The following is a 24,820-nucleotide window of genomic DNA, read 5'->3' as shown; positions in this document are numbered from 1 at the left end:
CCTATCCCGGCGCGCGCGCGACTATCGCCATCCGGGAGATCAGTTGCAAGACGGGGGGATGCGATGGGCTGGTTGCAGGACGAAACCGGATTGGAGCGATGCGCGGCCAACCATGTGGCGCTGACGCCGCTCTCCCATCTGAACCGGGCCGTCGCCATCTGGCCCGGGCGCGAGGCGCTGGTCTATGGCGCGACCCGCCGCAGCTATGCCGAGTATCGCGAGCGGGTGACGCGCCTCGCCTCGGCCCTCGCCGGCCTGGGCGTAGCGCCGGGCGACGTGGTCGCGACGATCCTGCCGAACGTTCCGGCCCAGGCCGAGGCCGCCTTCGGCGTCCCCGCCTGCGGTGCGGTGCTCAACACGATCAACACGCGGCTCGATCTGGATACGGTGAGCTATATCTTCGGCCATGGCGGCGCCAAGGCCGTGCTGGTCGACACGCAATTCATCGAACTCGCCGAACAGGCCGCCGCCGCGCAGGACACGCCCCCGATCATCGTCGAATGCCCCGACCCCGAGGCGGGCTTTCCGGCCACCGGGCGGCACCTGACCTATGAAGGTCTTCTGGCGGGCGGCGATCCCGGTTTCGCCTGGATCATGCCCGAGGACGAATGGGAGAGCCTCGCGCTCAACTACACCTCCGGCACGACAGGGCGGCCCAAGGGCGTCGTCTACCACCACCGGGGGGCCTATCTGATGACGATGGGCACGGTGATCTCCTGGCGGATGGTGCTTTATCCCAGGCTGCTGACGATCGTGCCGCTGTTCCACTGCAACGGCTGGTGCCACACCTGGATGATGCCGCTGGTGGGCGGCACCGTGGTCTGCTGCCGCGACATCTCGGCCAAGGCGATCTTCGACGCGCTGGCCGACGAGGGGGTCACACATTTCGGCGGCGCACCGATCGTGCTGAACCTGCTGGTAAACGCGAAGCCCGAGGACCGCCGCGCCTTCGACCAGCATGTGGAGGTGTTCACCGCCGGCGCGCCGCCCCCCGCCGCGACGCTGGCCAAGATGGCGGCGCTGGGCTTTGAGGTGACCCATGTCTACGGCCTGACCGAGACCTATGGCCATGTCACCGAGAATGTCTGGCAGCCCGGCGAATGGGACGAGAAACCCGCCGAGGAACAGGCCGCCCTGCGAGCCCGTCAGGGCGTGGCCTTCCCGATGATGGAGGGGCTTGAGGTCTTCGGCGAGGGCGACGTGCCGGTTCCGGCCGACGCCATCGCCCAGGGCGAGATCGCCATGCGCGGCAACGCCGTGATGAAGGGCTATTATCGCAATCCGGAGGCCACGGCAGAGGCGTTTCGCGGCGGCTGGTTCCGCTCGGGTGACATCGCGGTCAAGCACGCGGACGGCTATGTGCAGATCGCGGACCGGGCGAAGGACATCATCATTTCCGGCGGCGAGAACGTCTCCTCGGTCGAGGTCGAGGGCGCGCTGATGCATCACGACGCCGTGGACCTTTGCGCCGTGGTCGCCCAGCCGGACGAGACCTGGGGCGAGGTGCCCTGCGCCTTCGTCGAGTTGAAACCCGGGGCGGAGGTCACGGCCGAGGATCTCATCGCCTTCGTCCGCGCGCGCCTCGCCGGGTTCAAGACGCCAAAACGCATCGTGTTCGGAGAATTGCCGAAGACATCGACCGGCAAGATCCAGAAATTCGTGCTCCGCGACCGGGCGAAGGAGGCCGCTTGACCGCAATCGAGGGCCTGGAGCGGCTGGAGACGACGGCGCTCTGGCGGCCGGAGGCGGGCGCGCAGCGGCGCGAGGTCTATGTCTCCATCGGCGAGGCAGAACTGGTGATCCAGGACAGCGCGGGCACCGCGCTCACCCATTGGTCCCTGCCCGCGCTGGTGCGGGTCAATGCGGGCGCGCCCGCCGTCTATGCCCCGGCCCCCGGCACCGACGAAGAGTTGGAGGTCGAGGAGCCGGAGATGATCGCCGCGCTCGACCGGGTGGTCGCCGCCGTCGAGAAGGGCCGCGCCAAGCCCGGACGGCTTCGGCGCATCGCGACGGGGCTGGTGCTGGGCGCGGCGGTCGGCTTCGCCATCATGTGGCTGCCGGGTGCCTTGCGCGATCAGGCGGCGGGTCTGCTGCCGCCGTCCAAGCGCAGCGAGCTTGGCGAGCGGATGCTGGCCGAATTCACGCTGCTGACCGGCCCGCCCTGCGAGACGGTGACGGGGCGCGAGGCGCTCGACCGGCTGCATGCGCGCCTGCTGCCCACCACGCCGGGCCGGATCGAGGTGCTGCGCGACCTGCCGCATCCCGCGCTGGCCTTGCCCGGCGGGTTGCTGTTGCTGTCGGACGTCCCGCTTTTGACCCAGGACGATCCGGACGTCGCGGCGGGCCATCTCCTGGCCGCGGCCATCACCGCCCAGGAGCGCCCGCCCTTGGAGGCGCTGCTGCGCGACTTGGGTGCGACGTCCCTGATCCGGCTGCTGACGGCGGGCGTGGTCACCGATGCCGAGATCACCGAGCATGTCGAGACGCTACTGCTCGACGCGCCGCCGCTGGCCGCACCGGAGCGCTTGCGCCCCGGCTTCGCCGCCGCGCGGCTCGCTTGGGCGCCTTGGGCCACCGCCACCGGCCGCGCCCCCGGCGAGGCCCCGGCCTCGCAGATGCCCAGCGCGCTCGACGACGATAGCTGGCAGCGATTGCGGGAAGTCTGCGATGGGTAGGCCGCGGGCGCCGTCGCTCAATGCGCCGTCTCGTCCACCTCGCCCACGGTGAAGAAGAACCCCTCGGGATGGTCGCCGAAGGCCACCTCGTCCGGCACCGTGTCGGGACCGGCCAGGAACACGTTCGCCCCGAACACTTCGTGCATCCGGCTCAGCCGCCGCATCCGCTCCGAAATCAGCGCCTCGTAGAGCGCCGCATAATCCGGCCGCTCGCGCAGCTCCGCGATCTTGGCGCGATGGGCGGCGACGCAGGCCGCATGCTGCGCCGCCACCCCCGGCAGCGCCATCAGCGCGTCGCGTTCGGCCATCAGACACGGCATCCGCTCCTGGAGGCTGCCATCCCGCTCCGCGTTGTTATTCATGCGAAACCAGTAGCCCAGCCCCTGGTCCCGATCGACATGGTTGACCCGCCCCCGGTCGCGCTTGACCAGAAAGCTCTCGGCATCGCGGACGGCATAGTGGTTCAGCGTCACCAGATCGTAACCCACCGTCTCGACCGTGGACCGCCAGCCGCTGCGCAGCATCTCCCGCGGCATGGGCTGACCGGAGCCGTTCACCCACACCACGCGGTCCCACATCTCGGGGTTCAGCCCCTTGGGCCGGTGGACCCCCAGCTTGCGGAAGATCCCGAGATTGCGCGCCAGGGTCTTGAAGCCCCAGGCCTGATGCGGCTTGCGGATCATCCGGGGCGCGCAGGCGTCGAAGCGGGCGGGCACCGGCACGTCCTCGAAGCGGCTCAGATCGGCATTGCCGAAGAGACGCCAGGTGGCCGAGATCAGGTTCGCGTCGCCCACGGCGGCGTAGAGATCCGGCAGGGTCCCCTGCCCCACATGGATGTTCAGGAACTCGTCCACATCCATGCAGATCACCCATCCGGCGCGCGCGATCACGGCCTCCTCCTCGGCGGCGGCCAGGGCGGCGTGCTGCGGCTTCAGGCCGGTGCCGCGGAACGGGTTGGCGCGGTGCTGCACGATGCCGTGGGACTGGAGCAGGTCGAGCAGCGCATCGGTGCCGTCAGTGCAGTCGTTGGTATAGACCAGCACGTCATCCACCCCGATGGCCCGGTGATGGGCGAGCCAGTCCAGGATGAACGGCCCTTCGTTGCGCATGCAGGTCACGATGGCGGTGCGTCCCGGCAGCGCGGCGGGGAGCCGCGGCGCAAACGCCTCGGCCTCGGTGCGGGGCGGCAGGACGGGGTCATGGCCGAAGCCGTCGCGCGCCAGAGCCAGCAAATCGTCCTCGACCCGCAGCGCGGCACGGGGGGCCAGCGGAGCGTCGCCCGCCTCACCATGGCGCGCGGCCATGGCCCGCAGGAACGGCACAGCCGGACCGTCGGGCGTCACATGACCGACGCGCACCATGCGGAACGGGGCCTCTTCCGGCAGGCGCGCGGGGGCGGCGGCCCACCGGCGGTTCGGCGTGACCGGCTCGAACGGGGCGCAGACATGGTCGCCGAGGGCGGGGGGCGCGCCGCGCCGGACGCGCCAGGGATAGATCCGGCGGCCTTCCAGAGGGACCACGCCCGAGGCCGCCTGCGCCAGCCGGGCGAAGGGCGCGGCCTCGGGTGCGAGCAGGTCCGAGACGTCGATCCAGGCGACACCTCGGGCGCGGGACAGGAAGCGCCAGCGCAGCGCCTCCAGCACGCAGAGCTGGCCCAACCGCGCCGTCCAGGGATCGTGGGGCCCCGGCGGCAGGCGGCCCCGGCCGGGCGCTTCGGGGGCGAGGTGGGGACCACGCTCGGACGGCTCGTCGTGCCCGAGGGGCACGGGAGACGTGACGACGATGACGGGGCACGGCGCGCCGGCGAGGTCCAGACGCGCCTCACCGGGGCGGAGCCGGTCCAGGATCACGGCACCGCCGATGTCGTGGCGGGCGGCATGATAGGCGAGCCAGTCCGCCACCAGATCGGCGCTCTCCCCGTTGCGCGTGGCCAGCAGGACGTCGCGGCCGGCGAGGATTTCAGGCTCCGGGCGGGCGGGCTCCAGCCGCTCCGCTCGGCCGCGCAGGGGCAGCGGCATTGCGCCCTGCCCGTCCCACTCCGACGTGATCACCAGCGAGCCGCCGAGCACCAGGACACGCCGCGGCGCCAGCCCCGGCACTGCCGCGACCGCCTCGGGGTCCACACCCCGCCCCAGGAACAGCCGAACCGGACCCGGACCCGGCTCCGCTTGCACATCGATAACATCGCAGCCAGGGAGCATCCGCCCAGCAAGGCGGCGATGCAAAATCACGGCTGCCGTCCGGCCACAGCCGCCCGCTGCAAGGCGACCAGATGGCGGCCCAAGCGCGGCTCCGGCGCGACGCTTCCCGCGGCCAGGACCAGACGCCCGCACAGCGCCGCCCCCTCGGGCGTGGCCAGCACCTCGTCCAGAGCGCGCGCCTGGGCGGCGCGGCAGGCGGCCTCCCGCTCGGCCACGCCGTCCAGGGCCCGCAACTCCGCCGCGCGCGCCGCCATGGCAGGCAGATGCGGCTCGATCGCGCGGCAGCGGGTCGCGTTGAAGTTCCGCTCCACCCAATAGGTCAGGTCGATCTCCTTGTCGGTGTGGTTGGGCAGCCCCCTGCGGCGCTTTACGAGAAATTCGTGAATCGAGCGTATCGAATAGTGATTGAGCTGGACCAACCGGCCCGGCGCCGGCTTGCCCCCCCGCCACAGAAGGATGCGCTTGGGGCTGCGGGCCAGGGCGTCGTCCAGATGCCCGGTCTCGTCGGCGAAACGCGGCGGCGCGGTTTGCAGCGGCCGGTGGATGCCGAAGCCGCTCCAAGGCCCGTCGCGGCGGAACAGCGTCTTGAAGAACGCGCCGAGCGCCGGATAGGCCATCGCCTCGGGCGCGGCGCGCGTGAAACGGGCGGGCACCGGCCCCTCTCCGGGCGCGAATCGGCCGTCGCAGCCGAAGAGACGCCAAGGCAGAGCGATGGCCTGCGCCCTGCCACAGGCAGCGATCAGATCGGCCAGGGTCGTCGGCCCCGTCAGGGCGATCCATTCGTCGACATCGAGATGCAGCAGCCACTCGGCCCCGGCCACCGCCGGATGATCCCAGGCGGCGCGCAAAGCCCGCCATTGCGGCGTCGGCCCGGGACTGTCCCGGCACGCGCCCTGCGCGACATGGATCACGCCCGCAGGCGCCAGCGCGTCGAGCAGCGCTTCGGTTCCGTCGCTGCAATCATTGGTATAGGCGAGGATCCGGCCTACCCCGAGCGTCAGCAGATGCGCGACCCAATCGACGAGATAGGGCCCCTCGTCGCGCAGGCAGGTCACCACGGTGATCGTCGGGGAATCGGTGACGGAAGGGGCCATGATTGCGGCGGCTCCAGGCTGGGTCCGGTGACGATCCGCCCCGAGCGGCCGGTTCGTATCGCGATGCGGAACAGTCGCCTCGAATTAGGAACAAATCAGGGCAATTTTGTGCCGGAATGTTAATCTTTATCGGGCTACCCTTATCTGGCCGTCATTCGCCGGAGGACCCGTCATGCCGACCAACGATCCCGACTCGGCCATCCCTGGGCCGCTCACCCCCCTGCGCGCGCAGCTGGGCGAGGACGGCTGGCTGGAAGAGTTGGGGCCACGGCATCTCGCCATGTTCCAGCCCCGGGGCAACACTCTGCTGGTGGAGTTCGAGGCGCTCGCGCCGCTCCTGCGCCGCAAATCGGCGGAGCCGTGGTCGGCCGGTCTGGCACGCAAGCGCGGCTGGTCCACGCTGACGATCGTTTCCCGCGGGCGCACCTGGTTCCGGGACCCGGCGGTGTTCGACTTTTTCGACGACCTCACCGATGGCGGTTTTTTCGACGACTATGACAGTGTGGTTTTCGCGGGGGCGGGCGTGAAGGGCTATGCCGCGGCGGCGTTCTCGGTGGCCGCGCCGGGATCCACGGTCTTTCTCTGCGCCCCGTTCGCGACGCTCGACCCGAACGAAACCCCGTGGGAGCATCGCTTTCGCGGCGATCGCAGCCTGTCTTTCGGACCCCGCTATGGCTACGCACCGGACATGGTGGACGCCGCCGCGCGCGTCTATGTCGTGACCGACCCGGCCGAGCCGGCCGACGCGATGCATGCCAGCCTGTTCCGCGGGCCCCATGTCGTCCATCTGCGCGCGCACCATGGCGGCCCGCGCCTTGGCGCCCGGCTCGAAGCGATGGGCCTGCTGGATCAGCTCTTCTCCGAGGCGGAGCAAGGCACGCTGACGCCGCAGCGCTTTGCCCGTGCCTGGCGCGCCCGGCACCGGGATGAGGTCTGGCTGTCAAACGTCCTGCGCAAGCTGGACACGATGCGGCGGCCCTGGTTGCAAGCCGTCTTCGCCGGGGCGATGTATGACCGCACCGGCGCGGCCTCGGCCCGGCGCCGCCTCAACGAGGCGCTTGCCCGCCTCAAGGAGGAGGGAAAGCGCCCGCCCGCAGGCCGGGAACCCGCCCCCGATAGCGACAGCGGACGGCTCTTGCTCGCCGGAGAGTGAAGACGCGCCCTGGCGAAGAGAGCCATCAGGCTCGATGAGCCACCTCGCCCAGATGAGCCCGCCCGCCCAGCTGCCCCCCGCGCAGCCGACGCCGCCGACCGGCCCAGCCAGTCATCCCGCCGGTGCGTCGGTCAGCTCAAAATGTTGCGGCCCATCTGACGGAACAGATCCACATAATCGAGCAGCACCCAATTCTCCGCGATCCGCCCATTGGCGCAGCGATAGAAGTCCATCACCCGCAGCGTCAGCGCCTTTCCCGTCGCCGGCACGCCCAGATAAGGCCCCTGATGCGTCATCGTCATCGACGGCCAGCCGGAGATCGCGGCGTAATTCCCGTCGCCGATCCGGCAGTAGTGATTGCCCCCCTTCCGATCCGGGAACGCGGTCAGGAAGGCTGCGCGGTGGTCCGAGACGAACCCCTCCCAGCGGTAGTTCGACCCGATCCCGCCGGGCCCGTACCACAGCATGTCATCGGCCCAGGCCCCGCCTTCGCCGGTCTGGCCCGGGCTGCTGACGGTGCCGGGGTCGTAGCTATGAAGCCCGGCGAGCATCCGCTCGATCAGATCGAGGCTGGCCTCGCCTCCCCTCGGATCGGGGCAGACGCCGTCATGGGTCGCGGGGCCTGGAAACAGCATCTCCGTCCCCAGCCCTTCGGCAAAGGGCATGCGTCCGGCCTGGCGCATGAGATCGGGCAGATCGAGGATGATCCGGCTCTCGGTGATGCGGCCATCGGCGGCCGTGCGGTGGAATTCGCCCGCGCGCAGGAAGGCCAGCCTGCCCGACGGCGCCACGCCCCAAAGCGGGCCGCGATGGGTGCCGACATAATGGGTGACGCAGGCCACCCAGCGCCCGCCGACCTCCCGGCGGTTCTTGCCGCCGATCACGATCTCGTCCCGGCGGTGGAGCCCGACGAAGGCCGCTCGCAGCGGCGCGATCACCTCCGACACGATCGCGTCGCGGCCCGCCACCTGCTCCACCGGGGCCATCATGTCCCAGACCGCATCGCGGACCAGGATGTCTGCGGCGCTCTCGGGCGCCTTGAGCAGGGTATCCAGTCCAGAGCGGACGAAATGGCGTGTATCGGTCATCGGGTCCTCGTGAGATTCACGCTTGCCAGGGCCGACCTGCCGCGGCTAGCGTCCCTTGCATGCGTATGCATGCGCGATACCGTAGCTGATTGCGGTCGGAAGTGAAGCGGGATTCGGTTTGATCCGCGCACCGGGCCGGGATCAGAATGCGGACCGTGACGCACCCGCCAAAAGGGCCGGCACAACTCGGCCCGCCTCAACAGGGAGACGTAGAATGACATTCCAGAAACTGGCCCTCGCCGGGGCCGTGGCCCTGATGGGCAGCACCGCGGCCCATGCCTGCGCCTTCGAGAATGAGGTCGAGATCAAGATGCTCTCGGCCGGCTTCGAAGCCTGGAAAGCCGTGTCCGAGGCCATGGCAGAGTGCGGCAATTTCGAAGCCGAACTCGATCAGGAGTTCCGCCAGAAGCAGCCCGCCGCCTTCGCCGCCAACCCGTCGCTCTACCAGATCGGCGGCGTCTCGAACGGCACGGTCACGCCGCTCCTCAACGAGGGCACGATCCGTCCGCTCGACGACCTGATCGAGAAATACGGCCAGAACCTCACGCCCAACCAGCTGATTCAGATCGACGGCAAGACGATGGCCATCGCGATGATGGTGAACACCCAGCATCTGATGTACCGCTCGGACATCTTCGAGGAGCTGGGGCTGGAGGTGCCGACGACCTACGAGGAGGTGCTCGAAGTCGCCGCCGCCATCGAGGAGGCCGGCGTGGTCGAGTATCCGCTGGGCGCCACGATGGCTTCGGGCTGGAACCTGGCGCAGGACTTCAACAACATGTTCGTCGGCTATGGCGGCACGTTCTACAATGCCGACAGCACGCCCAACGTCGACTCCGAGGCCGGGATGAAGGCGCTGGAGATGATGAAGCGCCTGACCGAGTATATGGACCCCGAATATCTGGTCTCCGATTCGACCTACGTGCAGCAGCAGTTCCAGCAGGAAAAGATCGCCATGGCGAACCTCTGGGCGTCGCGCGCCGGTGCGATGAACGACGAGGCAGAGAGCGCCGTGGTCGGGCGGGTCGCCACCGCCTCCGCGCCGCTGGCCGAGCCGGGCATGCCGCCTGCGACGACGCTGTGGTGGGACGGCATCGTAATTGCCGCCAACATCTCCGACGAGGAGGCCGAGGCGGCCTTCCGCGTCGCCATGGAAGGGCTAGACGAGGAGATGGTCCGGGCCAACAATTCCGACGCGATCTGGCTGGTGCCCGGCTATCGGCCCGATGAGATGGCGCAGGGCGCCATCGCAACGGCGACCGCCACGCCGCCGCCGCCCTCCTACCCCTCGACCTCGCAGATGGGCCTGATGCACACCGCGCTGGGCAGCGAATTGCCGGCCTTCTTCACCGGCGACGCGACCGCCGAGGAGGCCCTGGCCGCCGTCGAGGAGGCGTATAGCTCCGCCGCCCGCGAGGCTGGCCTGCTGGATTGACCCGGCCCGCCTGACGGCGACCGATCGTCTTTAACGCTCCGTTAAGACCCCGTGAGGAATACTCGCGGGGTCTTTTCGTCTTGGGGGTTGGGGCCGTGCCGATCTTCGCTCGTCTTGCCGTCATCGCGGTGGTCCTGCTCTCAGGGGTCGCCACGATGGCGCGGGCCCAGGCCTTCGGTATCGCGCCGGACATGACCGCGGTCGAGGCCGGGGCTTTCGCCCGTATCAAGGACAGGCTGCTCCTGGTCCCACCGCAGCCGAACGACCGGTTCGTCGCCTATATCGGCCGGGTCGGCCCCGGCGGGCAGATCTGCGAGGTGAGCGCGACCACGGCTCCGCATCGCTACGATCCCCAGGGCCACGCGGTGCGCGAGGAGTACGATAAGGTACGCGCCCATCTCGACGGCATCTACGGCGCCGGCACGCGGGACGAACGCGTCAGCGCCGGCTCCCCCTGGACGGCGGAGCATGATTGGGTGCTCAGCGTGCTGATGGGCGCGCGCTCCCATCGCAGCGCCTGGTCCGCCCCGCTGCCCGCCGGGCTGGAGCGCATCGACCTCACGGTCGACGCGGTCGGCGTCGGCCGCAGCCGGGTAAAACTGACCTATGTCTTCGACATCGCGTATTCCTGCGGCGAGATCGAATCGATCAGCGCGTCGGGCCTCTGAGAGTCCCATTCAGGGCTTGGCCCGGCAGCGGCGAGGCTTACCCTGGCCGCGACTTGCGCGGGGAGATTCTAGGTGCCGGAGTTCGATATCGTCGTAATCGGGGCGGGCTCCGCCGGATGCGCCGTGGGCGGGGGCCTGGCCGAGACCGGACTCGGCACGGTCTGCGTGCTGGAGGCCGGGCCCACGGATGCGGTGCCGCAAGTAAAGGTTCCTTTCGGTCTGCTCTGGACGATGGGCAGCGCGCGGGACTGGCGATTTCGCTCGGCCCCGCAAGCCAGTCTGGGCGACCGCGCGATCAAGGTCACGCGGGGCCGGATGCTGGGTGGCTCCTCGTCGATCAACTCGATGGTCTGGTTTCGGGGCCGCGCCGACGATTACGACGGATGGGGCCTGCCCGGCTGGGGCTGGTCCGAGATGGAGCCCGCCTTCGAGGCAGTCGAGGCCCGCCTCTCTCCGAAGCGGCTGCCGGACCCGCACCCTCTCTCCGAAGGCTTCGGTCGCGCCCTGGGCGCGAATGACGACGGCCCCCCCACGCCCGAGCGCGAAAGCGCGGGCGTCTTCCATGTCAACATGCGCAACGGCCGCCGCTGGTCCGCGGCCGATGCCTTCCTGCGCCCCGCGCAAAAGGCGGGCCGGCTGGAGGTGCTGACCGGCGCCAATGTGGACCGCATCGGGTGGGAGGGCGCGCGGGCCGCGCGCGTCCACCTGACCGATGGGCGCGTGGTGACGGCGCGGCGCGGCGTGGTGCTGAGCGCGGGGGCGATCGGCTCTCCGGCGATCCTGATGCGCTCGGGCGTCGGCCCGGCGGCGGATCTGCGCGCGCATGGGATCGAGGTCGTCCAGGACGCGCCGGGGGTCGGCGCCAACCTGCACGACCATCCCTCCGTCGGCCTCCACCATGCCGGGCCGCGCTCCGGCTATGGGCTGACTCTGGATCAGCTCCCGGCCTGGGCCGGCGCGCCGTTTCGGTGGCTCTTGCGGCGGGACGGTCGGATGGCCTCCAACTTCGTGGAGGCCGGCGCGTTCCTGCGCGCCATGCCGCCCACGTCCGACGGCGACGCCCGGCCCGATATCCAGGTCCATTTCATCCCCTATATGATGGGCTGGCAGGGCCGGATGATCACGATGGGGTCGGGCTATTTCGCCGATGTGAATGTCTGCCGCCCCCGCTCCCGGGGGCGGTTGCGCCTTGCCTCGGCGGATCCGCGCGCCGCGCCGGAGATCGATTTGGGTTTGCTGTCGGACCCCTCAGACCGGGACATCCTTGTGGCCGGGCTGGCGCGCCTGCGGGAGGTGCTGGCCCGCGCGCCGCTGGGGCCGCACCGCGCGCCCGAGCGTCATCCCGGACCCGATGTCCAGACGCGGGATGCTCTGGCCGAGTATGTCACCCAAAGCTGCGGCACCTCCTACCATCCGGTCGGCACGCTGCGGATGGGGGAGCGGATGGGGGACATGACAGCGCCGGTCGCCCCCGATCTCGCCGTCCGCGGCCGTGAGGGGCTATGGGTCGCCGATGCCTCCGTGATTCCGTCGATCCCATCCTCCAACACGAACGCGCCCAGCATGACGATCGGTCACCGCGCGGCACAGCTCATCTCCGCCGCCCTCGTCGGCTGAGAGCCCGCGGCGGGTTCGCCGGCCGCCCGATTCTGCGCCGTCTCGCCCGTGCCGTGCCCTGTTGGAGGCAGGGGTGCGACAAAACTGTCGACAGCGACTGACTACGTATGCAACGCTCCCACAAACGCGGTGGGGAGTCCGGGGATGAAGTTCAAGACATTCGCGATGTTCGTGGGGCCATCGGTCTTCCTGATGTTGCTCTTTATCGCCTTCCCGCTGGTGTCGGTTCTCCTGAACTCCTTCCAGGTCACGCAGCCCGTCTTCACGACCCAAGAGGTGGAGACCTGTTCCGCCGGTTTCCTGACCCAGAACTGCGTCACCGAGGTCAAGACCATCCCGGTGCTCGACGAGAACGGCGACACCGTGACCACGACCGAATGGGTGGGCTTTTCCTCCTACGCCAACGTCTTGGGCGGACAGCGCTTCGTCGATGCGATCACCAGCTTCGACCTCGGCGCGCTCCTGCGGATCGATTTCTGGCGCGCGCTGCGGTTCACGCTGACCTTCACGCTGATCACCCTGCCGCTGGTCCTTGGGCTGGGCCTCGCCATCGCGGTCGTGGTCAACAACGCGACCAAGGCGATCAAGGGGCCAGTGATCTTCGTTTCACTCTTGCCCTTTATCATCACCCCGGTGATCGGCGGACTCTCGATCCGGTGGCTATTCTATGGCGATGGGATCGTGACGGTCTGGCTGGAGGCGCTGTTCAACACCGATCTCAGCATCGCGGCCAATGGCTGGGCCATCGAGTTCCTGATGATGTTCTACCGGGTCTGGCACGTAGCGCCCTTCGCTTTCGTGATCTTCTATGCGGGGCTCCAGACCGTGAACCAGGACACGCTGGAATCGGCGGTGATCGACGGCGCCTCACGGTGGGAACGGCTGCGCTATGTCGTGATCCCTCACTTGATGCCGCTGATCGTGTTCATCACGCTGATCCATCTGATGGACGCCTATCGCGCCTTCGAGGAAGTGATCGCGTTCTCTTCCGAGAGCTACCGCATCACGCTGCAATATCTCACCTATGACTACCTGACCCCGGACGATGCGGGGAACCGGGCGATTTCCTCGGCCTCGGCCTCGGCGATGCTGACCATGGTCGGGGTGGTGATCCTGCTGGCCGCGCCCTTGCGGCGCACCTGGCAAGAGCATCGCGGCAGATGAGCCGCGCCTGTGCCCGCCCGATGACGTTCTCAAACGGAGCCTGACCCGATGTCCGACGCCTCCCTGCCCCGGGCCATGCGGCAGCCCTTATCGCTGAAGCTCGCCTCGAACGCGTTCCTTCTGGTCTGGCTTCTGCTCGCGGCCTTCCCGCTGGTCTGGATCCTGGCGATGTCGTTCAAATCGCCGGTCGACGCCTTCTCCTCCTCCGCGTGGGAGGTTTTGACAGGCCCCCGGACCCTCTCTGATGGCAATGGCGTGTCGATCGTGGACATCGTGCTGGGGATCGCCTTGGCGTGGCTCGCGATCAAGGCCGCAACGAAACTGCTGATGCCGATGACCGTGGCAGAGGGCACGTTGCACCGGATCTTCAACTGGGCCGTCGTCGCGCTGGGCTTCGGCACGCTCTTCGTGATCGGCTTCTTCTTCTTTCTGCCGCTGGTCGCCGCGCCTCTGGAGGGTCTGCTGGGCCCGCTGGGCCAGCCAATCCTGGGGATCACGACGGAGCATTATCAGGCCGTCTGGGTCGAGAACGCCTTCTACGAGAACTTCCGCAACTCGCTCATCGTCACGGTGGGCGTGGTGACCGTCTCGCTGACGGTTGGGACTTTGGCAGGCTATGGGCTGGCGCGCTCGGGCTCGACACTTGCCTTCTGGATCCTGATCATCGCGCTGGTGTTCCGCGCCCTGCCCCATTCGGTGCTGGTCGCGGGCTATCTGCCGGTCTTCATCAACTCCGCCGAGATCCTGTCCCCGATCCTGGGCGAGAACGCCCCGACCCTCTATGGCCAACCCCTCGCGGTGATCGCGGTGCTGGTCTCGATCAACCAGCCCTTCACCATCTGGATGCTGCGCAGCTTCTTCCAGAACATTCCCGTGGACCTGGACGAATCCGCTCGCGTCGACGGTTGCACCCATTTCCAGGCCTTCCGCTGGGTCATCATGCCGGTGATGTGGCCGGGTGTGATCACGACCGGGCTGTTCAGCTTCCTGCTGGCCTATAACGACTTCCTCGTGACCTCGCTGCTGCTGGATGCGTCGAACCAGACGATGGTCCCGGCGATCGCAGGCTATTTCAACCGCGAGACGACAACCACCGACCAGGTCGAGGCCGTAGCCGCGGCGGTCAGCATCACGGCGCCGCTCTTCCTGCTGGTGATGATCTTCCAGCGTCAGATCGTGTCTGGCCTGACGGCGGGGGCGGTCAAAGGGTGAGATCGTCGGCCAGGGTTTTCGCCAAAATTCTGGCCGAAGCCGCCCCGAGGGGTTCGGCCCGCAGCGGCGACGTTGCAACGGCAGGTCAGGCCGCGTAACCCCGCTCCATGCGTATTCTCTTTCTCGGCGACGTGATGGGGCGGGCGGGCCGGACCGCCGTGGCGGAGCGGCTTCCTGGCCTGCGGGCCGAGTGGCGGCTCGATGCGGTCATCGTCAACGGGGAGAACGCCTCCTCGGGGCGCGGCCTCAACACCGCGCAAGCCAAGGACCTGTTGGAGGCCGGGGCGGATGTGATTACGCTGGGCGACCATGCCTTCGACCAGAAGGACATGATGCAGGCCATCGAACAGGAAACCCGTATCCTGCGGCCCATCAATTACGCCAAAGCGGCGCCGGGAAAGGGCGCCCGGATCTACCAGATCGGCGGCAAACGCGTGCTGGTGGCGCAGGTGCTGGGCCAGGTCTTCATGTCGCGGCCCTATAGCGATCCGTTCGCCCCGGTGGATACGCTGCTGAAGGGTCAGGTGCTGGGCAAGACCGTGGACGCCATCTTGATCGACATCCATTGCGAGGCGACCTCGGAGAAAATGGCGATGGGCCATTTCTGCGACGGGCGGGCCTCGGTCGTGGTTGGCACCCACACCCATGTGCCGACCGCAGATGCGACGATCCTGCCGGGCGGCACGGCCTATATGACCGATGCGGGGATGTGCGGCGACTACAACTCGGTCATCGGCATGGAGAAAGCCGAGCCGATGCGCCGCTTCGTCACGGGCATGGCCAAGGCCCGGTTCGAGCCGGCGGGCGGCGAGGCGACGCTGTCGGGCCTCTTCGTCGAGACGGACGACGCGACCGGGCTGGCGCGGTCGGTCGCGCCCGTGCGCGTGGGCGGGCGCCTGACGCAGGCGGCGCCGGGTTGAAAGCGCCCACCGGATGACCTGGCTCGACCTGCCGCAATCGGTTGAGGCCTGGATCACGCTGGCCACGCTGGCCGCCATGCTGATCCTCTTCGTGCGGGAGACCTATCCCACCGAAGTCGTGGCGTTGACGGGCGCCGCGTTTCTGCTGGTCATGGGCATCCTGCCCTATGAAGCGGGGGTCGCGGTGCTGTCGAACCCGGCGCCCTGGACCATCGCGGCGATGTTCCTGCTGATGGGCGCGCTGGTGCGGACCGGCGCGCTCGACTGGTTCACGCGCTTCGCGGAGGCCCGCACCAAGACGCGGCCCCGGCTCGCAATCGGGATCCTGCTGGGCTTCGTGCTGATCGCCTCCGGCTTCGTGGCCAATACGCCGGTTGTCGTGGTGATGATCCCGGTTTTCGTGCAGCTGGCCGCCTCGATGAACATGGCGCCGTCCAAGCTTCTGATCCCGCTCAGCTACGCGTCGATCCTGGGGGGCACGATCACGCTGATCGGAACCTCGACGAACCTGCTGGTCGATGGCGTCGCCCGCGAGCGGGGCTTGGAGCCGTTCACAATCTTCGAGGTCTCGCCCCTCGCCATCCCCGTCGCGCTGGCCGGTCTGGCCTATCTCTATCTCGTCGGCCGTCACCTGCTTCCGGAGCGCATCTCGATGGCGGCGGCCCTGGGACGGCGCAAGGGCGCGAAATTCTTCGCCGAAGCGGTCATCCCGCCCGACTCGAACCTCATCGGACGCGAAGCGCTGGACGTGCAGCTCTTCAAGCGCCCTGGCGTGCGCCTGATCGACGTGCTGCGGGGCGACGCCTCGCTCCGGCGCAACCTCAAGGGCGTCACGCTCCAGGTCGGAGACCGGGTCGTCCTGCGGACCGAGATGACGGAGTTGCTAACCCTCCAGCGCAATAAGTCGCTCAAGCGGCTCGATCAGGTCGGCGCGATCGAGACGACGACCGTCGAGGTGCTGATCACCCCCGATGCGAAACTGGTCGGGCGGCGCCTGGGCGCGCTGCGCCTGCGGCGGCGCTACGGCGTCTATCCGTTGGCGCTGCATCGCCGGGACAAGAACATCTCGGGCCAGCTCGACGAGGTGTTCCTTCGCGTGGGCGACACGCTGCTGCTGGAGGGCGCGGCCGAGGACATCTCGCGCCTCGCCGCCGACCATCACCTGGTCGAGGTCAACCAGCCCAGCGCCCGCGCCTTCCGCCGGGAAAAGCTCTGGGTGCCGGTCGCGGCCGTGGCCGCGATCGTCGCCTTGTCGGCCTGGGGCGTGGCGCCGATCTTCGCTCTGGCCGTGCTGGGGGCCGTGGCGGTGCTGCTGACCCGGAGCGTGGACGCGGACGAAGCGTTCGGCTTCGTCGACGGGCGTCTTCTGACGATGATCTTCGCCATGCTGGCCGTCGGCGCCGCGTTGGAGGCCTCGGGCGCCGTCACGATGATCGTCGATGCGGTGGCCCCTGTCCTCGGCGGTCTTCCGGGCCCCCTGCTCGTGCTCGCCGTGTTCCTGCTCACCTCGTTTCTGACGGAAGTCGTGTCGAACAACGCCGTCGCCGTGGTCGTAACCCCGATCGCCATCGCGCTGGGCGAGACGCTGGGCGTGGACCCGCGCCCCCTGGTGGTCGCGGTGATGATCGGAGCAAGCTGTGCCTTTTCGACACCTATCGGCTACCAGACGAACATGCTGGTCTACGGGCCGGGGGGCTACAGGTTTACGGATTTCGCCAAAGTGGGTATCGGCATGAACGTTCTCGTCGCGCTCGTCTCGACGGCGCTGATCCCTCTGATCTGGCCGTTGTGAGCGCGTCCGCCTTTCGGAGACCAGCCATGCGCCTCGCATTCATTCTTGCTTTGCCGTTTTTCGGCGCCGCTTGCGTGCCGATGACCGATGGCGCCGTGACCCGGGCCGATCTCGAAGGCCCGCCGCGCGTGGCATCGGTCGATGCGTCCCCGAATCGGGTGGTGATCCGGGTGAGCGACGGCGCGCGCTGCACCGCCGAACGCCCCGAGGGCGTGCTCGCCGGTTGGTCCGGCGTCACCGAAGAGGAATGCGGCTATGTCCTCCCCTTCACGGTGGAGTTCCATCAGGGCGGCGTCGCCTCGCGGTTCATTATCGAGGATCCGACGGGCGTGCCGGTCGGCCCCGATGGCGGCCCCGGCCCCCGCGCCGAGGTCTTCGTGACCGATATCGACGGCGTGCGGCGGCTGTTCTTCTCGCCGCTGGGTCCGAATGTCCGCTTCGAAAAGCGGCCCGCCGCCTCGAGCTGAAGCGCATCGGCGACGGTTGCCAGGGGGGCGGCTCTCCCCTATCCACGGGCTCATCCCCGGTAGAGGAGCCATCATGCCTACCCGCGTGTTCATCGACGGCGAGGCCGGAACGACCGGCCTGCAGATCCGCGAGCGCCTGAGCGCCCGCGAGGACATCACGCTGATCTCTTTGGACGAGTCGCGCCGAAAGGATACCGGTGCGCGGCGGGAGGCGTTCGACCAGGCCGATTTCGGCATCCTCTGCCTGCCCGACGAAGCCGCGCGCGCCGCGCTGAGCCTCGCGGGGGACACCCGGTTGATCGACGCCTCCACGGCCCACCGCGTGGCCGATGGCTGGGTCTATGGTATGCCCGAGCTTCCGGGGCAGCGCGAACGCATCCGCGACGCCGCCCGCGTGGCCAATGTCGGCTGCTATGCGACCGGGGCCATCGCCCTGATCCGCCCGCTGATCGAGGCGGAGGTGATCCGGCCCGACTACGCCGCCACGCTGACCGGCGTCTCCGGCTATACCGGCGGCGGCAAGGCGCTGATCGCGGAGTATGAGGCAGGCAGCGCGCCCGACTATTTCCTCTACGCCACCGGCCAGACCCATAAGCATCTGCCCGAGATCATGGCCCATGGCGGATTGACTCGCCGGCCGCTGTTTCAGCCGGCCGTCGGCGCCTATGCGCAGGGCATGATCGTGCAACTGCATCTGCATGCCGATCTGCTGCCCGGCGCGGTGCGCGGCCATGCGCGGGTGGAGGCGGCGCTGCGCGCCTTCTACGCGGGCGATCCGTTCGTCACCGTGCGCACCGCCGGAGAACGCATCGACCCGCAGGAGCTCAACGGCACGAACCGCATGGCCTTGTCCGTGCAGGGCGACGGCACCGGACGGGTCACGGCCGTCGCGGTGCTGGACAATCTGGGCAAGGGCGCCTCGGGAACGGCCGTGCAGAACCTCAATCTGATGATGGGCGTGGACGAAACCGAGGGTTTGACCTGAGCCGGTCATGACCTCGCCATGATTGTCCGAAAGGGAAAGGGGGCCCGTCCCCCTTTCCGAAGGATTGCCCGCATGCGCTTCCTCCTCATCAGCCTTGCCGCCTGCACGCTCGCCGCGCCGGCCATGGCGCAGAAATTCGTCTCGGTGACCGGTGAAACCACCCGGACCACGATCGGCGCCGCCACCGCGACGGAGGCCGCCGCCGAGGAAACCGAAGCCGCGGCGGTCGAGGACGAGATGCCGGTCGAGGAGGCCGACGGCGAACAGGTCGCGGACGCGGCGGAAGAGGAGACCGTCGAGCAGCCCGCCGTCATCGAGTTCGGCGTCCCGGTCCAGACCCTCGTCCCCAACGGGAGCGCGTGCAATCCGGGGACGATCTGGAACCAGTGGACCGGCCGCTGCGAAACCAGCTGACCCGCGCCGCGCGGTAACCAAACCTTTAGATTTCGCCGTCAAACCGAGCCTTGAGAGTGTTTCGAGGCCCGCATGTCCCAATTGACGCCCCTCCCCGGCATGGCGACGTCGCCCCGTCTGTCGCCGAGCCAAAAGGCCGCCGTCGTCGTCCGGCTCTTGATGATGGGCGGGGCCGATCCCGGCCTCGCGGCCCTGCCGCCCGATCAGCAGCGCCGCCTCGTCCGAGAGATGGCGTCTCTCCGCTTCGTCGATCGTCAGACCCTGGCCGAGGTCATCGCCGAATTCTCGGCTGAGCTGGACGCCATCGGCCTGCATTTCCCGCGGGAAATCGACAAGATCCTGCAATCCATGGACGGCGCCCTCTCGCAGGAGGTCGTCGACGCCCTGCTGCACGAATCGGGCGGCGATCCCGCCCTGGTCAGCGGGGCCGCGTGGCAGGCGATCTCGACCATGGATGTCGACGCGCTCGTGCCCTTGCTGGCGGGCGAGACGGACGAGGTCGTCGCCATCGTCGTTTCCAAACTGGCCCCGGACCGGGCCGCCGCGCTCCTCGCCGCTCTCCCCAAGGACCGCGCCGACAGCGTCGCCGCCGCCTTCGCCCGAACCGAAAGCGTGACGCCAGGCGCCGTCGCGCGGATCGGCACGTCTCTGGGCCGGCACTCCGCCGCGCGCATCCGGGGGGCCTTCGACTCGGATGCGGTGATCCGCATCGCCGCTATCCTCAACGTCGCCACCAGCGCCTTGCGCAATGCCGTTCTCGACCGGCTGGAGGCCGGCGACCCGGATTTCGCGGCCCGGGTCCGCGCCGCAATCTTCACCTGGGAGAACATCCCCCAGCGGGTCGAGACCCGCGACGTGCCGAAATTGCTGCGCGCGATCGATAGCGATCTGATGATCGTAGCAATGCACCCCCCGGGAGATGCGGCGGCCGAGTTCATCCTGGGTTCGGTCTCGGGCCGGATGGCCGATCAGTTGCGCGACCAGATCGAGGAGATGACCAAACCCAAGCCAGAGGCCGTGGAAGAAGCGCGGTCGAAGATCGTCGCGACCATCCGAGAACTGGACGATAGCGGCGAGATCAACCTTCTCGCGGACGAGTACGAGGATCCGCCCGGGACCTGAGACGCGGGAGGCGGGGGGCTCGCCCCGCGGGGCGAGCATGCTACCTTCGTGGCATGGTTCTCGAATTCCGCGACAGCGGCATCTACTGCCCCTCGGGCGATTTCTACATTGACCCCTGGCGTCCCGTCGATCGGGCGCTGATCACCCACGGCCATGCGGACCACGCGCGCCCGGGGCACCGCCGCTATCTGGCGACCGAGGCCGCCGCCCCCGTCATGCACCACCGTCTGGGCGAGATCGCGCTCGACACCATCGCCTATGGCGAGACCCGGCGCATCGGTGGGGCGACGGTCAGTTTCCATCCGGCCGGCCATGTCCCCGGCTCCGCCCAGATCCGCGTGGAACATCGCGGGCAGGTTTGGGTCGTCTCCGGCGACTACAAGACCACGCCCGACACCCTTTCCGAGCCGTGGGAGCCGGTGCGCTGCCACGCCTTCATCACCGAATGCACCTTCGGTCTGCCCGTCTTCGACTGGCGCCCCGAGGCGGAACTGGCCGCGGGACTGAACGACTGGTGGCGCGCCTGCGCGGCCGAGGGCAAGCACGCCGTGATCGGCGCCTATGCGCTGGGCAAGGCGCAGCGCGTCATGACGATGGTCGACCCGTCCATCGGCCCGATCCTGACCCATGGCGCGGTCGAGAACACCAATGCCGTCCTCCGCGCCCAGGGTGTGGCCCTGCCCGACACGGTCCGCGTCACGCCGGAGACTGACCTGAAAGCGATCCGCGGCGCTCTCGTCGTGGCACCCCCCTCGGCCCTGGCCGGGCCGTGGCTGCGCCGGTTCGGCGCGCTCTCGACCGGCATCGCCTCGGGCTGGATGGCGCTGCGCGGCGTGCGGCGGCGAAGGGCGGCGGATCGGGGGTTCGTCATCTCAGATCATGCGGATTGGAAGGGCCTCAACGCGGCCATCCGAGAGACCGGCGCGACGCGCATCTTCGCGACCCATGGCTACACCGCGACGTTTCGTCAGTGGCTTAAGGAACAAGGCTACGACGCCGCCATCGTCGCAACCGAATACGAGGGCGAAGCGCTCGACGCGACCGAGGAAGAAGAGGCATCCGCGGCATGAGCGACGAGATGACCTTCCGCGACCGCCTGGTCGCGGCCGGCACCCGCTATGGCCTGCGCCCGTTCCTGGCCTTGCCGCTGCCTTGGAGCGTGCATCGCCGTGGCATGGCGCTGGTCGCGCCCAGGCCACAACGCGGCCCGTGCCGCGAGCAGTGGGGACGGCTCGCGGACCGGCGGACCCTGTTCGTGACGCCTCCGGAGGCGCGGGGCACCGTGCTATGGCTCCATGGCGGCGGCTTCGTCCTGGGGCATCCCATCAGCTATCGCCGCTTGGCGCATCGTCTGGCAATCCGGTCGGGGCTACGCGTCGCACTCCCTCGTTATCGGCTCGCGCCGGAGCATCCGTTTCCCGCCGCGCCCGACGATGCGCTCGCCACCGCCGAGGCGCTCGCCCAGGACGGCCCGTGGTGGCTGGCCGGGGATAGCGCGGGCGGCAATCTTGCGCTGGTCGTCCTGTCGGAGATGCTGACCCGGGGGCGCGGCCCCGAGCGGGTCGTGCTCGCCTCGCCCGCGCCCGAGATCGACCCCAGCCGGGATCTGCCGCCCGATATGGACGAGATGATGCTGCCCGAGCAGCTGCTGCGCCGCGCCGTGGCCGACTATCTGAACGGGGCCGACCCTTCGGATCCGCGGATCTCGCCGCTGCGCGCCCCCTACCGCGATCCGCCGCCGGTTCTGATCCAATGCGCCCGGCGGGAGTTTCTCGAAGGCGATATCGACGCGCTGGCGCTGCACCTGCGCGCGGCGGGGGGAGAGGTCCAGCTGGAGAAGGCCACGGGTCTGCCCCATGACTATCAGATCTTCGCCGGGCTCTGCCCCGCCGCCGACCGCGCCATCGACCGGATGGCCGATTTCCTGCGCCCGGCATGAAGCGTTTCGCCGCGCTCTTCACCGCCCTGGATCAGACGACGAAGACCGGGGCCAAGACGGCCGCCCTGGCCGCCTATTTCGCCGACGCGCCCGAGGCGGACCGACTCTGGACCATCGCGCTCCTCTCCGGGCGGCGGCCCAGGCGGACGGTGACGACCACGCGCCTCGCGGAATGGGCGGCGGCGCGCGCCGCCCTGCCCGACTGGCTGTTCCGCGCGAGCTATGACGTGGTGGGCGACCTGGCCGAGACGATGCATCTGGTCCTGCCCCCGCCCGCGCGGGAGAGCGACCGGAGCCTCGCCGAATGGATCGGCGACATCCGCGCCCTGGCCAAGGCCGAGGAGCCTGAGAAGCGCGCCTTCATCGAGGCGGCGTGGGACCGGCTGGCCGGGGCGGAGCGCTTCGTTTTCAACAAGCTCATCACCGGCGGCTTCCGTGTCGGCGTGAGCCAAAAGCTGATGACACGCGCCCTGGCCCAAGCCACCGGCATCGCGGAAGCGGAGCTGGCCCATCGCCTGATGGGCGACTGGACGCCCGACAGCACCAGCTATACCGCCTTGATCGAGGCGCCGGATCCCGAGGCGAGCCTCAGCCGTCCCTACCCGTTCTGCCTCGCCTATGGCGTGGAGGGTGGACCGGAGGCGTTGGGTCCGCCCGAGGAGTGGCGGGCAGAGTGGAAATGGGACGGCATCCGCGGCCAGCTGATTCTGCGCGGCGGGCAGCATCACCTCTGGAGCCGGGGGGAGGAGCTGATGACCCACCGGTTCCCCGAGCTGGCCCGGGCGCGCGACTTCCTGCCCGACGGCACGGTGATCGACGGGGAAGTGTTGGCCTGGGATGCGGAGACGGCGCGCCCGATGTCCTTCGCCGCCCTGCAAAAGCGGATCGGCCGCAAGACCGTGCCGAAAAGGCTCCTGACCGAGGCGCCCGCGATCCTCCATGCCTACGACCTGCTGGAAGCGGGCGGCGCGGATATCCGCGCCCTACCTTTCGCCGAACGCCGCGCCCGGCTGGAGGCGATGCTCGACGGCCTGCCCCCCGAGGCGCCGGTCCTGCTGTCGCCGCAGGTGCCCTTCGAGACATGGGACGGGCTGGCGAAGACCCGCGCGTCAGCGAGGGATGAGCAGGCCGAAGGGCTGATGCTGAAGCGGGCCGCCTCGCCCTATCATGTCGGCCGCAAGAAGGGGGACTGGTACAAGTGGAAGCTGGACCCGCTGACCATCGACGCGGTCATGGTCTACGCCCAGGCCGGGCATGGCCGGCGCGCGAATCTCTACACCGATTTCACCTTCGCTGTCGCCAAGGGGAACGAGCTGGTGCCCTTCACCAAGGCTTATAGCGGTCTGACGGACGCGGAATTCCGCAAGATCACGGCTTGGGTGCGCAGGAATACGCTGGCCCGGTTCGGCCCGGTCCGGCAGGTTCCGCCCGAGCAGGTGTTCGAGATCGGCTTCGAGGGCATCCAGGCAAGCACGCGCCATAAGTCCGGCGTGGCGCTGCGTTTTCCGCGGATGCTGCGCTGGCGGCACGACAAGGCCGCGCGCGACATCGACACCCATGAGCACCTGCTGGAGATGCTGCGCCTCTACGGTTGATCGATCTCAATCGGCAAATTGCCGGATACGTGCTATGGTGGTCGCCCTACCCATGGGAGGATACCATGATCGAGAGACAGACGGTCGTTCACCAAGCCAACGCCCTGCAAGAGCTTATGGGCCAAAAGTCCGAAGCGGTCGCCGCGGCCCGCGCCATTCGCGAGCGGGAGGCCGGCCATACGGACGAGGCGAACAACTGGGACCAGATCCGCAATCTGCTGCAGGAGCGGCGCGCGCCGCGTCAGGGCTGATCGGCCTCTAGACGGGCCGACGGGCATCCTTTGCGATGAGGTTGGCGGCGGTTCGGGCCCGCCGCCTCAGCCCACCGCGCGCAGCGGCTGCCCGCCGCTCGCCCGCCAGGCGCGGCAGGCCTCGCCGAAAGCGGCGAAGAGCGGTCGGGAGACCGGATCCTCGGCGGCGTTCGCCTCCGGATGCCATTGCACGGCCATGGCGAAGCCCGGCGCGCCGTCGATGCTGATCGCCTCAGGCGTGTCGTCCTCGGCCCAGCCGTCGATGCGCACCCGCGGCCCCGCGACCTTGATCCCCTGCCCGTGCAGCGTGTTGGTCCGCACCCGCTCCGTGCCGAAGACGTGGGCATAAGGCGACCCGGGAGCGAGGATCACATCGTGCCGAAGCGCGAATTTCTCTTCCAGCGTGCCGTCGGGCGGCATCCGGTGGTTCATGCGGCCGGGCAGCTCCCGGATCTCGGGGTGGAGGGTAGAGCCGAAGGCCACCGCCACTTCCTGAAAGCCGCGGCAGATGCCGAGGATGGGCTGGCCCCGCTCCACCGCGGCGCGGATCAGCGGCAGGGCGACGCGGTCGCGGTTGCGGTCGAACGTGCCATGCGCCTCGGTCGGCTCCTCGCCATATTCCTCCGGGTGGACGTTCGGTCGGCCGCCGGTGAAGAGAAAACCGTCGAACGCGTCGAGCAACTCGGGGATCGTCACGACCTCCGGATCAGCCGGAAAGGCCAGTGGCATCGCGCCCGACACCTGCACGACCGCGTCGGTGTTCATCGACCCGCATGCATGAGCCGGATACTGATCGTTGATGAGATAGGCATTCGAGATGATGCCAACGATAGGCCTTGTCATGAGATCAACATAATAGACGCTTGCCGCCGGGAGAAGCTTCGCCATAGCAGGCGGCCGCGTGCATCTGCGCACAGTCTTACGCAAGGGCAGCGAAACCCGGCGATTGCCGCGATGTTACGCAACTCTCGCACGGGCGGCGCCGGCACGCGCGGGCCGCTGCGCGAAACCCTTCCGCCCACCGCACC

Annotated in this window: 22 protein-coding genes; 18 read left to right on the top strand and 4 right to left on the bottom strand. The window is 69.0% G+C overall.

Features of this window, described 5'->3' with window-relative positions:
- The first annotated feature begins 63 nt into the window (after nucleotides 1-63).
- Together DTQ71_RS11235 and DTQ71_RS11230 are read left to right on the top strand one after the other, a co-directional pair.
- Complete coding sequence (locus tag DTQ71_RS11235; RefSeq protein ID WP_109564386.1) at nucleotides 64-1,692, top strand: AMP-binding protein; 1,629 nt, start codon at nucleotides 64-66, stop codon at nucleotides 1,690-1,692.
- Nucleotides 1,689-2,675 (top strand): hypothetical protein, encoded by a 987-nt coding sequence (locus DTQ71_RS11230; protein WP_109564385.1) that lies wholly within the window; start codon nucleotides 1,689-1,691, stop codon nucleotides 2,673-2,675. The genes DTQ71_RS11235 and DTQ71_RS11230 overlap by 4 nt, the downstream gene beginning before the upstream one ends.
- 17 nt (nucleotides 2,676-2,692) lie before the next feature.
- Here the strand turns inward: DTQ71_RS11230 and DTQ71_RS11225 are convergent, their stop codons facing one another.
- Together DTQ71_RS11225 and DTQ71_RS11220 are read right to left on the bottom strand one after the other, a co-directional pair.
- Nucleotides 2,693-4,876, bottom strand: coding sequence for a glycosyltransferase family 2 protein (locus DTQ71_RS11225; protein WP_109564384.1), 2,184 nt, complete (start codon nucleotides 4,874-4,876; stop codon nucleotides 2,693-2,695).
- Nucleotides 4,877-4,902: 26 nt separating this feature from the next.
- Nucleotides 4,903-5,970 carry a glycosyltransferase family 2 protein gene (locus DTQ71_RS11220; protein ID WP_109564383.1) on the bottom strand — a complete coding sequence of 356 codons (1,068 nt, stop codon included), beginning with the start codon at nucleotides 5,968-5,970 and terminating at the stop codon, nucleotides 4,903-4,905.
- 172 nt (nucleotides 5,971-6,142) lie between these two features.
- Between DTQ71_RS11220 and DTQ71_RS11215 the strand changes: the two genes are divergently transcribed.
- A complete protein-coding gene (locus DTQ71_RS11215) occupies nucleotides 6,143-7,123 on the top strand; it encodes a phosphoadenosine phosphosulfate reductase (protein WP_109564382.1) in 981 nt (326 codons plus the stop codon).
- Between the two features lie 131 nt (nucleotides 7,124-7,254).
- Here DTQ71_RS11215 and DTQ71_RS11210 read toward each other — a convergent pair whose 3' ends face one another.
- Nucleotides 7,255-8,211, bottom strand: a complete 957-nt coding sequence (locus tag DTQ71_RS11210; RefSeq protein WP_109564381.1) for an ester cyclase — start codon at nucleotides 8,209-8,211, stop codon at nucleotides 7,255-7,257.
- A gap of 214 nt (nucleotides 8,212-8,425) precedes the next feature.
- On the opposite strand from DTQ71_RS11210, the gene DTQ71_RS11205 reads away from it, so the two are divergent.
- From DTQ71_RS11205 to DTQ71_RS11135, 15 genes are all read left to right on the top strand, one after another.
- On the top strand, nucleotides 8,426-9,646 hold the full coding sequence (locus DTQ71_RS11205) for an ABC transporter substrate-binding protein (RefSeq protein WP_109564380.1): 1,221 nt from the start codon (nucleotides 8,426-8,428) through the stop codon (nucleotides 9,644-9,646).
- 95 nt (nucleotides 9,647-9,741) lie between these two features.
- A complete protein-coding gene (locus DTQ71_RS11200) occupies nucleotides 9,742-10,314 on the top strand; it encodes a hypothetical protein (RefSeq protein ID WP_146204843.1) in 573 nt (190 codons plus the stop codon).
- A 72-nt stretch (nucleotides 10,315-10,386) separates the two neighbouring features.
- Nucleotides 10,387-11,931 carry a GMC family oxidoreductase gene (locus DTQ71_RS11195; protein WP_109564378.1) on the top strand — a complete coding sequence of 515 codons (1,545 nt, stop codon included), beginning with the start codon at nucleotides 10,387-10,389 and terminating at the stop codon, nucleotides 11,929-11,931.
- A 144-nt stretch (nucleotides 11,932-12,075) separates the two neighbouring features.
- Entirely contained in the window at nucleotides 12,076-13,095 is a 1,020-nt protein-coding gene (locus DTQ71_RS11190) for a carbohydrate ABC transporter permease (RefSeq protein WP_109564377.1), read from the top strand.
- Nucleotides 13,096-13,143: 48 nt separating this feature from the next.
- Nucleotides 13,144-14,307: a carbohydrate ABC transporter permease gene (locus tag DTQ71_RS11185; RefSeq protein ID WP_109564376.1), complete on the top strand. Its 1,164-nt coding sequence runs from the start codon at nucleotides 13,144-13,146 to the stop codon at nucleotides 14,305-14,307.
- A gap of 107 nt (nucleotides 14,308-14,414) precedes the next feature.
- Nucleotides 14,415-15,227, top strand: a complete 813-nt coding sequence (locus tag DTQ71_RS11180) for a TIGR00282 family metallophosphoesterase (protein ID WP_109564375.1) — start codon at nucleotides 14,415-14,417, stop codon at nucleotides 15,225-15,227.
- 13 nt (nucleotides 15,228-15,240) lie between these two features.
- Complete coding sequence (locus DTQ71_RS11175) at nucleotides 15,241-17,019, top strand: SLC13 family permease (RefSeq protein ID WP_109564374.1); 1,779 nt, start codon at nucleotides 15,241-15,243, stop codon at nucleotides 17,017-17,019.
- Between the two features lie 26 nt (nucleotides 17,020-17,045).
- Nucleotides 17,046-17,486 carry a hypothetical protein gene (locus DTQ71_RS11170; protein WP_109564373.1) on the top strand — a complete coding sequence of 147 codons (441 nt, stop codon included), beginning with the start codon at nucleotides 17,046-17,048 and terminating at the stop codon, nucleotides 17,484-17,486.
- A gap of 73 nt (nucleotides 17,487-17,559) precedes the next feature.
- Complete coding sequence (gene argC / locus DTQ71_RS11165; RefSeq protein ID WP_109564372.1) at nucleotides 17,560-18,471, top strand: N-acetyl-gamma-glutamyl-phosphate reductase; 912 nt, start codon at nucleotides 17,560-17,562, stop codon at nucleotides 18,469-18,471.
- Between the two features lie 72 nt (nucleotides 18,472-18,543).
- Nucleotides 18,544-18,885, top strand: coding sequence for a hypothetical protein (locus DTQ71_RS11160; RefSeq protein ID WP_109564371.1), 342 nt, complete (start codon nucleotides 18,544-18,546; stop codon nucleotides 18,883-18,885).
- Between the two features lie 72 nt (nucleotides 18,886-18,957).
- Nucleotides 18,958-20,007, top strand: coding sequence for a FliG C-terminal domain-containing protein (locus tag DTQ71_RS11155; RefSeq protein WP_109564370.1), 1,050 nt, complete (start codon nucleotides 18,958-18,960; stop codon nucleotides 20,005-20,007).
- Nucleotides 20,008-20,060: 53 nt separating this feature from the next.
- Nucleotides 20,061-21,077: a ligase-associated DNA damage response exonuclease gene (locus DTQ71_RS11150; RefSeq protein ID WP_109564369.1), complete on the top strand. Its 1,017-nt coding sequence runs from the start codon at nucleotides 20,061-20,063 to the stop codon at nucleotides 21,075-21,077.
- Nucleotides 21,074-21,946, top strand: coding sequence for an alpha/beta hydrolase fold domain-containing protein (locus DTQ71_RS11145; protein ID WP_109564368.1), 873 nt, complete (start codon nucleotides 21,074-21,076; stop codon nucleotides 21,944-21,946). The genes DTQ71_RS11150 and DTQ71_RS11145 overlap by 4 nt, the downstream gene beginning before the upstream one ends.
- A complete protein-coding gene (locus tag DTQ71_RS11140; protein ID WP_109564367.1) occupies nucleotides 21,943-23,541 on the top strand; it encodes an ATP-dependent DNA ligase in 1,599 nt (532 codons plus the stop codon). Before DTQ71_RS11145 ends, DTQ71_RS11140 begins: the two co-directional genes overlap by 4 nt.
- Before the next feature lie 65 nt (nucleotides 23,542-23,606).
- On the top strand, nucleotides 23,607-23,792 hold the full coding sequence (locus DTQ71_RS11135) for a hypothetical protein (protein WP_109564366.1): 186 nt from the start codon (nucleotides 23,607-23,609) through the stop codon (nucleotides 23,790-23,792).
- A 66-nt stretch (nucleotides 23,793-23,858) separates the two neighbouring features.
- Here the strand turns inward: DTQ71_RS11135 and DTQ71_RS11130 are convergent, their stop codons facing one another.
- Entirely contained in the window at nucleotides 23,859-24,635 is a 777-nt protein-coding gene (locus DTQ71_RS11130; RefSeq protein ID WP_109564509.1) for a gamma-glutamyl-gamma-aminobutyrate hydrolase family protein, read from the bottom strand.
- Nucleotides 24,636-24,820: the final 185 nt, after the last annotated feature.

This window comes from Jannaschia seohaensis (genome assembly GCF_900116765.1).
Classification (GTDB): Bacteria; Pseudomonadota; Alphaproteobacteria; order Rhodobacterales; family Rhodobacteraceae; genus Jannaschia; species Jannaschia seohaensis.
This window is presented reverse-complemented; position numbering and strand designations above follow the sequence as displayed.

What these genes read in the sequence shown, in the direction of transcription:
- DTQ71_RS11235 (WP_109564386.1), top strand. Translation starts at nt 64, where the DNA reads ATGGGCTGGTTGCAGGACGAAACCGGATTGGAGCGATGCGCGGCCAAC.
- DTQ71_RS11225 (WP_109564384.1), bottom strand. Translation starts at nt 4,876, where the DNA reads ATGCTCCCTGGCTGCGATGTTATCGATGTGCAAGCGGAGCCGGGTCCG.
- DTQ71_RS11220 (WP_109564383.1), bottom strand. Translation starts at nt 5,970, where the DNA reads ATGGCCCCTTCCGTCACCGATTCCCCGACGATCACCGTGGTGACCTGC.
- DTQ71_RS11215 (WP_109564382.1), top strand. Translation starts at nt 6,143, where the DNA reads ATGCCGACCAACGATCCCGACTCGGCCATCCCTGGGCCGCTCACCCCC.
- DTQ71_RS11210 (WP_109564381.1), bottom strand. Translation starts at nt 8,211, where the DNA reads ATGACCGATACACGCCATTTCGTCCGCTCTGGACTGGATACCCTGCTC.
- DTQ71_RS11205 (WP_109564380.1), top strand. Translation starts at nt 8,426, where the DNA reads ATGACATTCCAGAAACTGGCCCTCGCCGGGGCCGTGGCCCTGATGGGC.
- DTQ71_RS11190 (WP_109564377.1), top strand. Translation starts at nt 12,076, where the DNA reads ATGAAGTTCAAGACATTCGCGATGTTCGTGGGGCCATCGGTCTTCCTG.
- DTQ71_RS11185 (WP_109564376.1), top strand. Translation starts at nt 13,144, where the DNA reads ATGTCCGACGCCTCCCTGCCCCGGGCCATGCGGCAGCCCTTATCGCTG.
- DTQ71_RS11180 (WP_109564375.1), top strand. Translation starts at nt 14,415, where the DNA reads ATGCGTATTCTCTTTCTCGGCGACGTGATGGGGCGGGCGGGCCGGACC.
- DTQ71_RS11175 (WP_109564374.1), top strand. Translation starts at nt 15,241, where the DNA reads ATGACCTGGCTCGACCTGCCGCAATCGGTTGAGGCCTGGATCACGCTG.
- DTQ71_RS11170 (WP_109564373.1), top strand. Translation starts at nt 17,046, where the DNA reads ATGCGCCTCGCATTCATTCTTGCTTTGCCGTTTTTCGGCGCCGCTTGC.
- argC (WP_109564372.1), top strand. Translation starts at nt 17,560, where the DNA reads ATGCCTACCCGCGTGTTCATCGACGGCGAGGCCGGAACGACCGGCCTG.
- DTQ71_RS11160 (WP_109564371.1), top strand. Translation starts at nt 18,544, where the DNA reads ATGCGCTTCCTCCTCATCAGCCTTGCCGCCTGCACGCTCGCCGCGCCG.
- DTQ71_RS11155 (WP_109564370.1), top strand. Translation starts at nt 18,958, where the DNA reads ATGTCCCAATTGACGCCCCTCCCCGGCATGGCGACGTCGCCCCGTCTG.
- DTQ71_RS11150 (WP_109564369.1), top strand. Translation starts at nt 20,061, where the DNA reads ATGGTTCTCGAATTCCGCGACAGCGGCATCTACTGCCCCTCGGGCGAT.
- DTQ71_RS11145 (WP_109564368.1), top strand. Translation starts at nt 21,074, where the DNA reads ATGAGCGACGAGATGACCTTCCGCGACCGCCTGGTCGCGGCCGGCACC.
- DTQ71_RS11140 (WP_109564367.1), top strand. Translation starts at nt 21,943, where the DNA reads ATGAAGCGTTTCGCCGCGCTCTTCACCGCCCTGGATCAGACGACGAAG.
- DTQ71_RS11135 (WP_109564366.1), top strand. Translation starts at nt 23,607, where the DNA reads ATGATCGAGAGACAGACGGTCGTTCACCAAGCCAACGCCCTGCAAGAG.
- DTQ71_RS11130 (WP_109564509.1), bottom strand. Translation starts at nt 24,635, where the DNA reads ATGACAAGGCCTATCGTTGGCATCATCTCGAATGCCTATCTCATCAAC.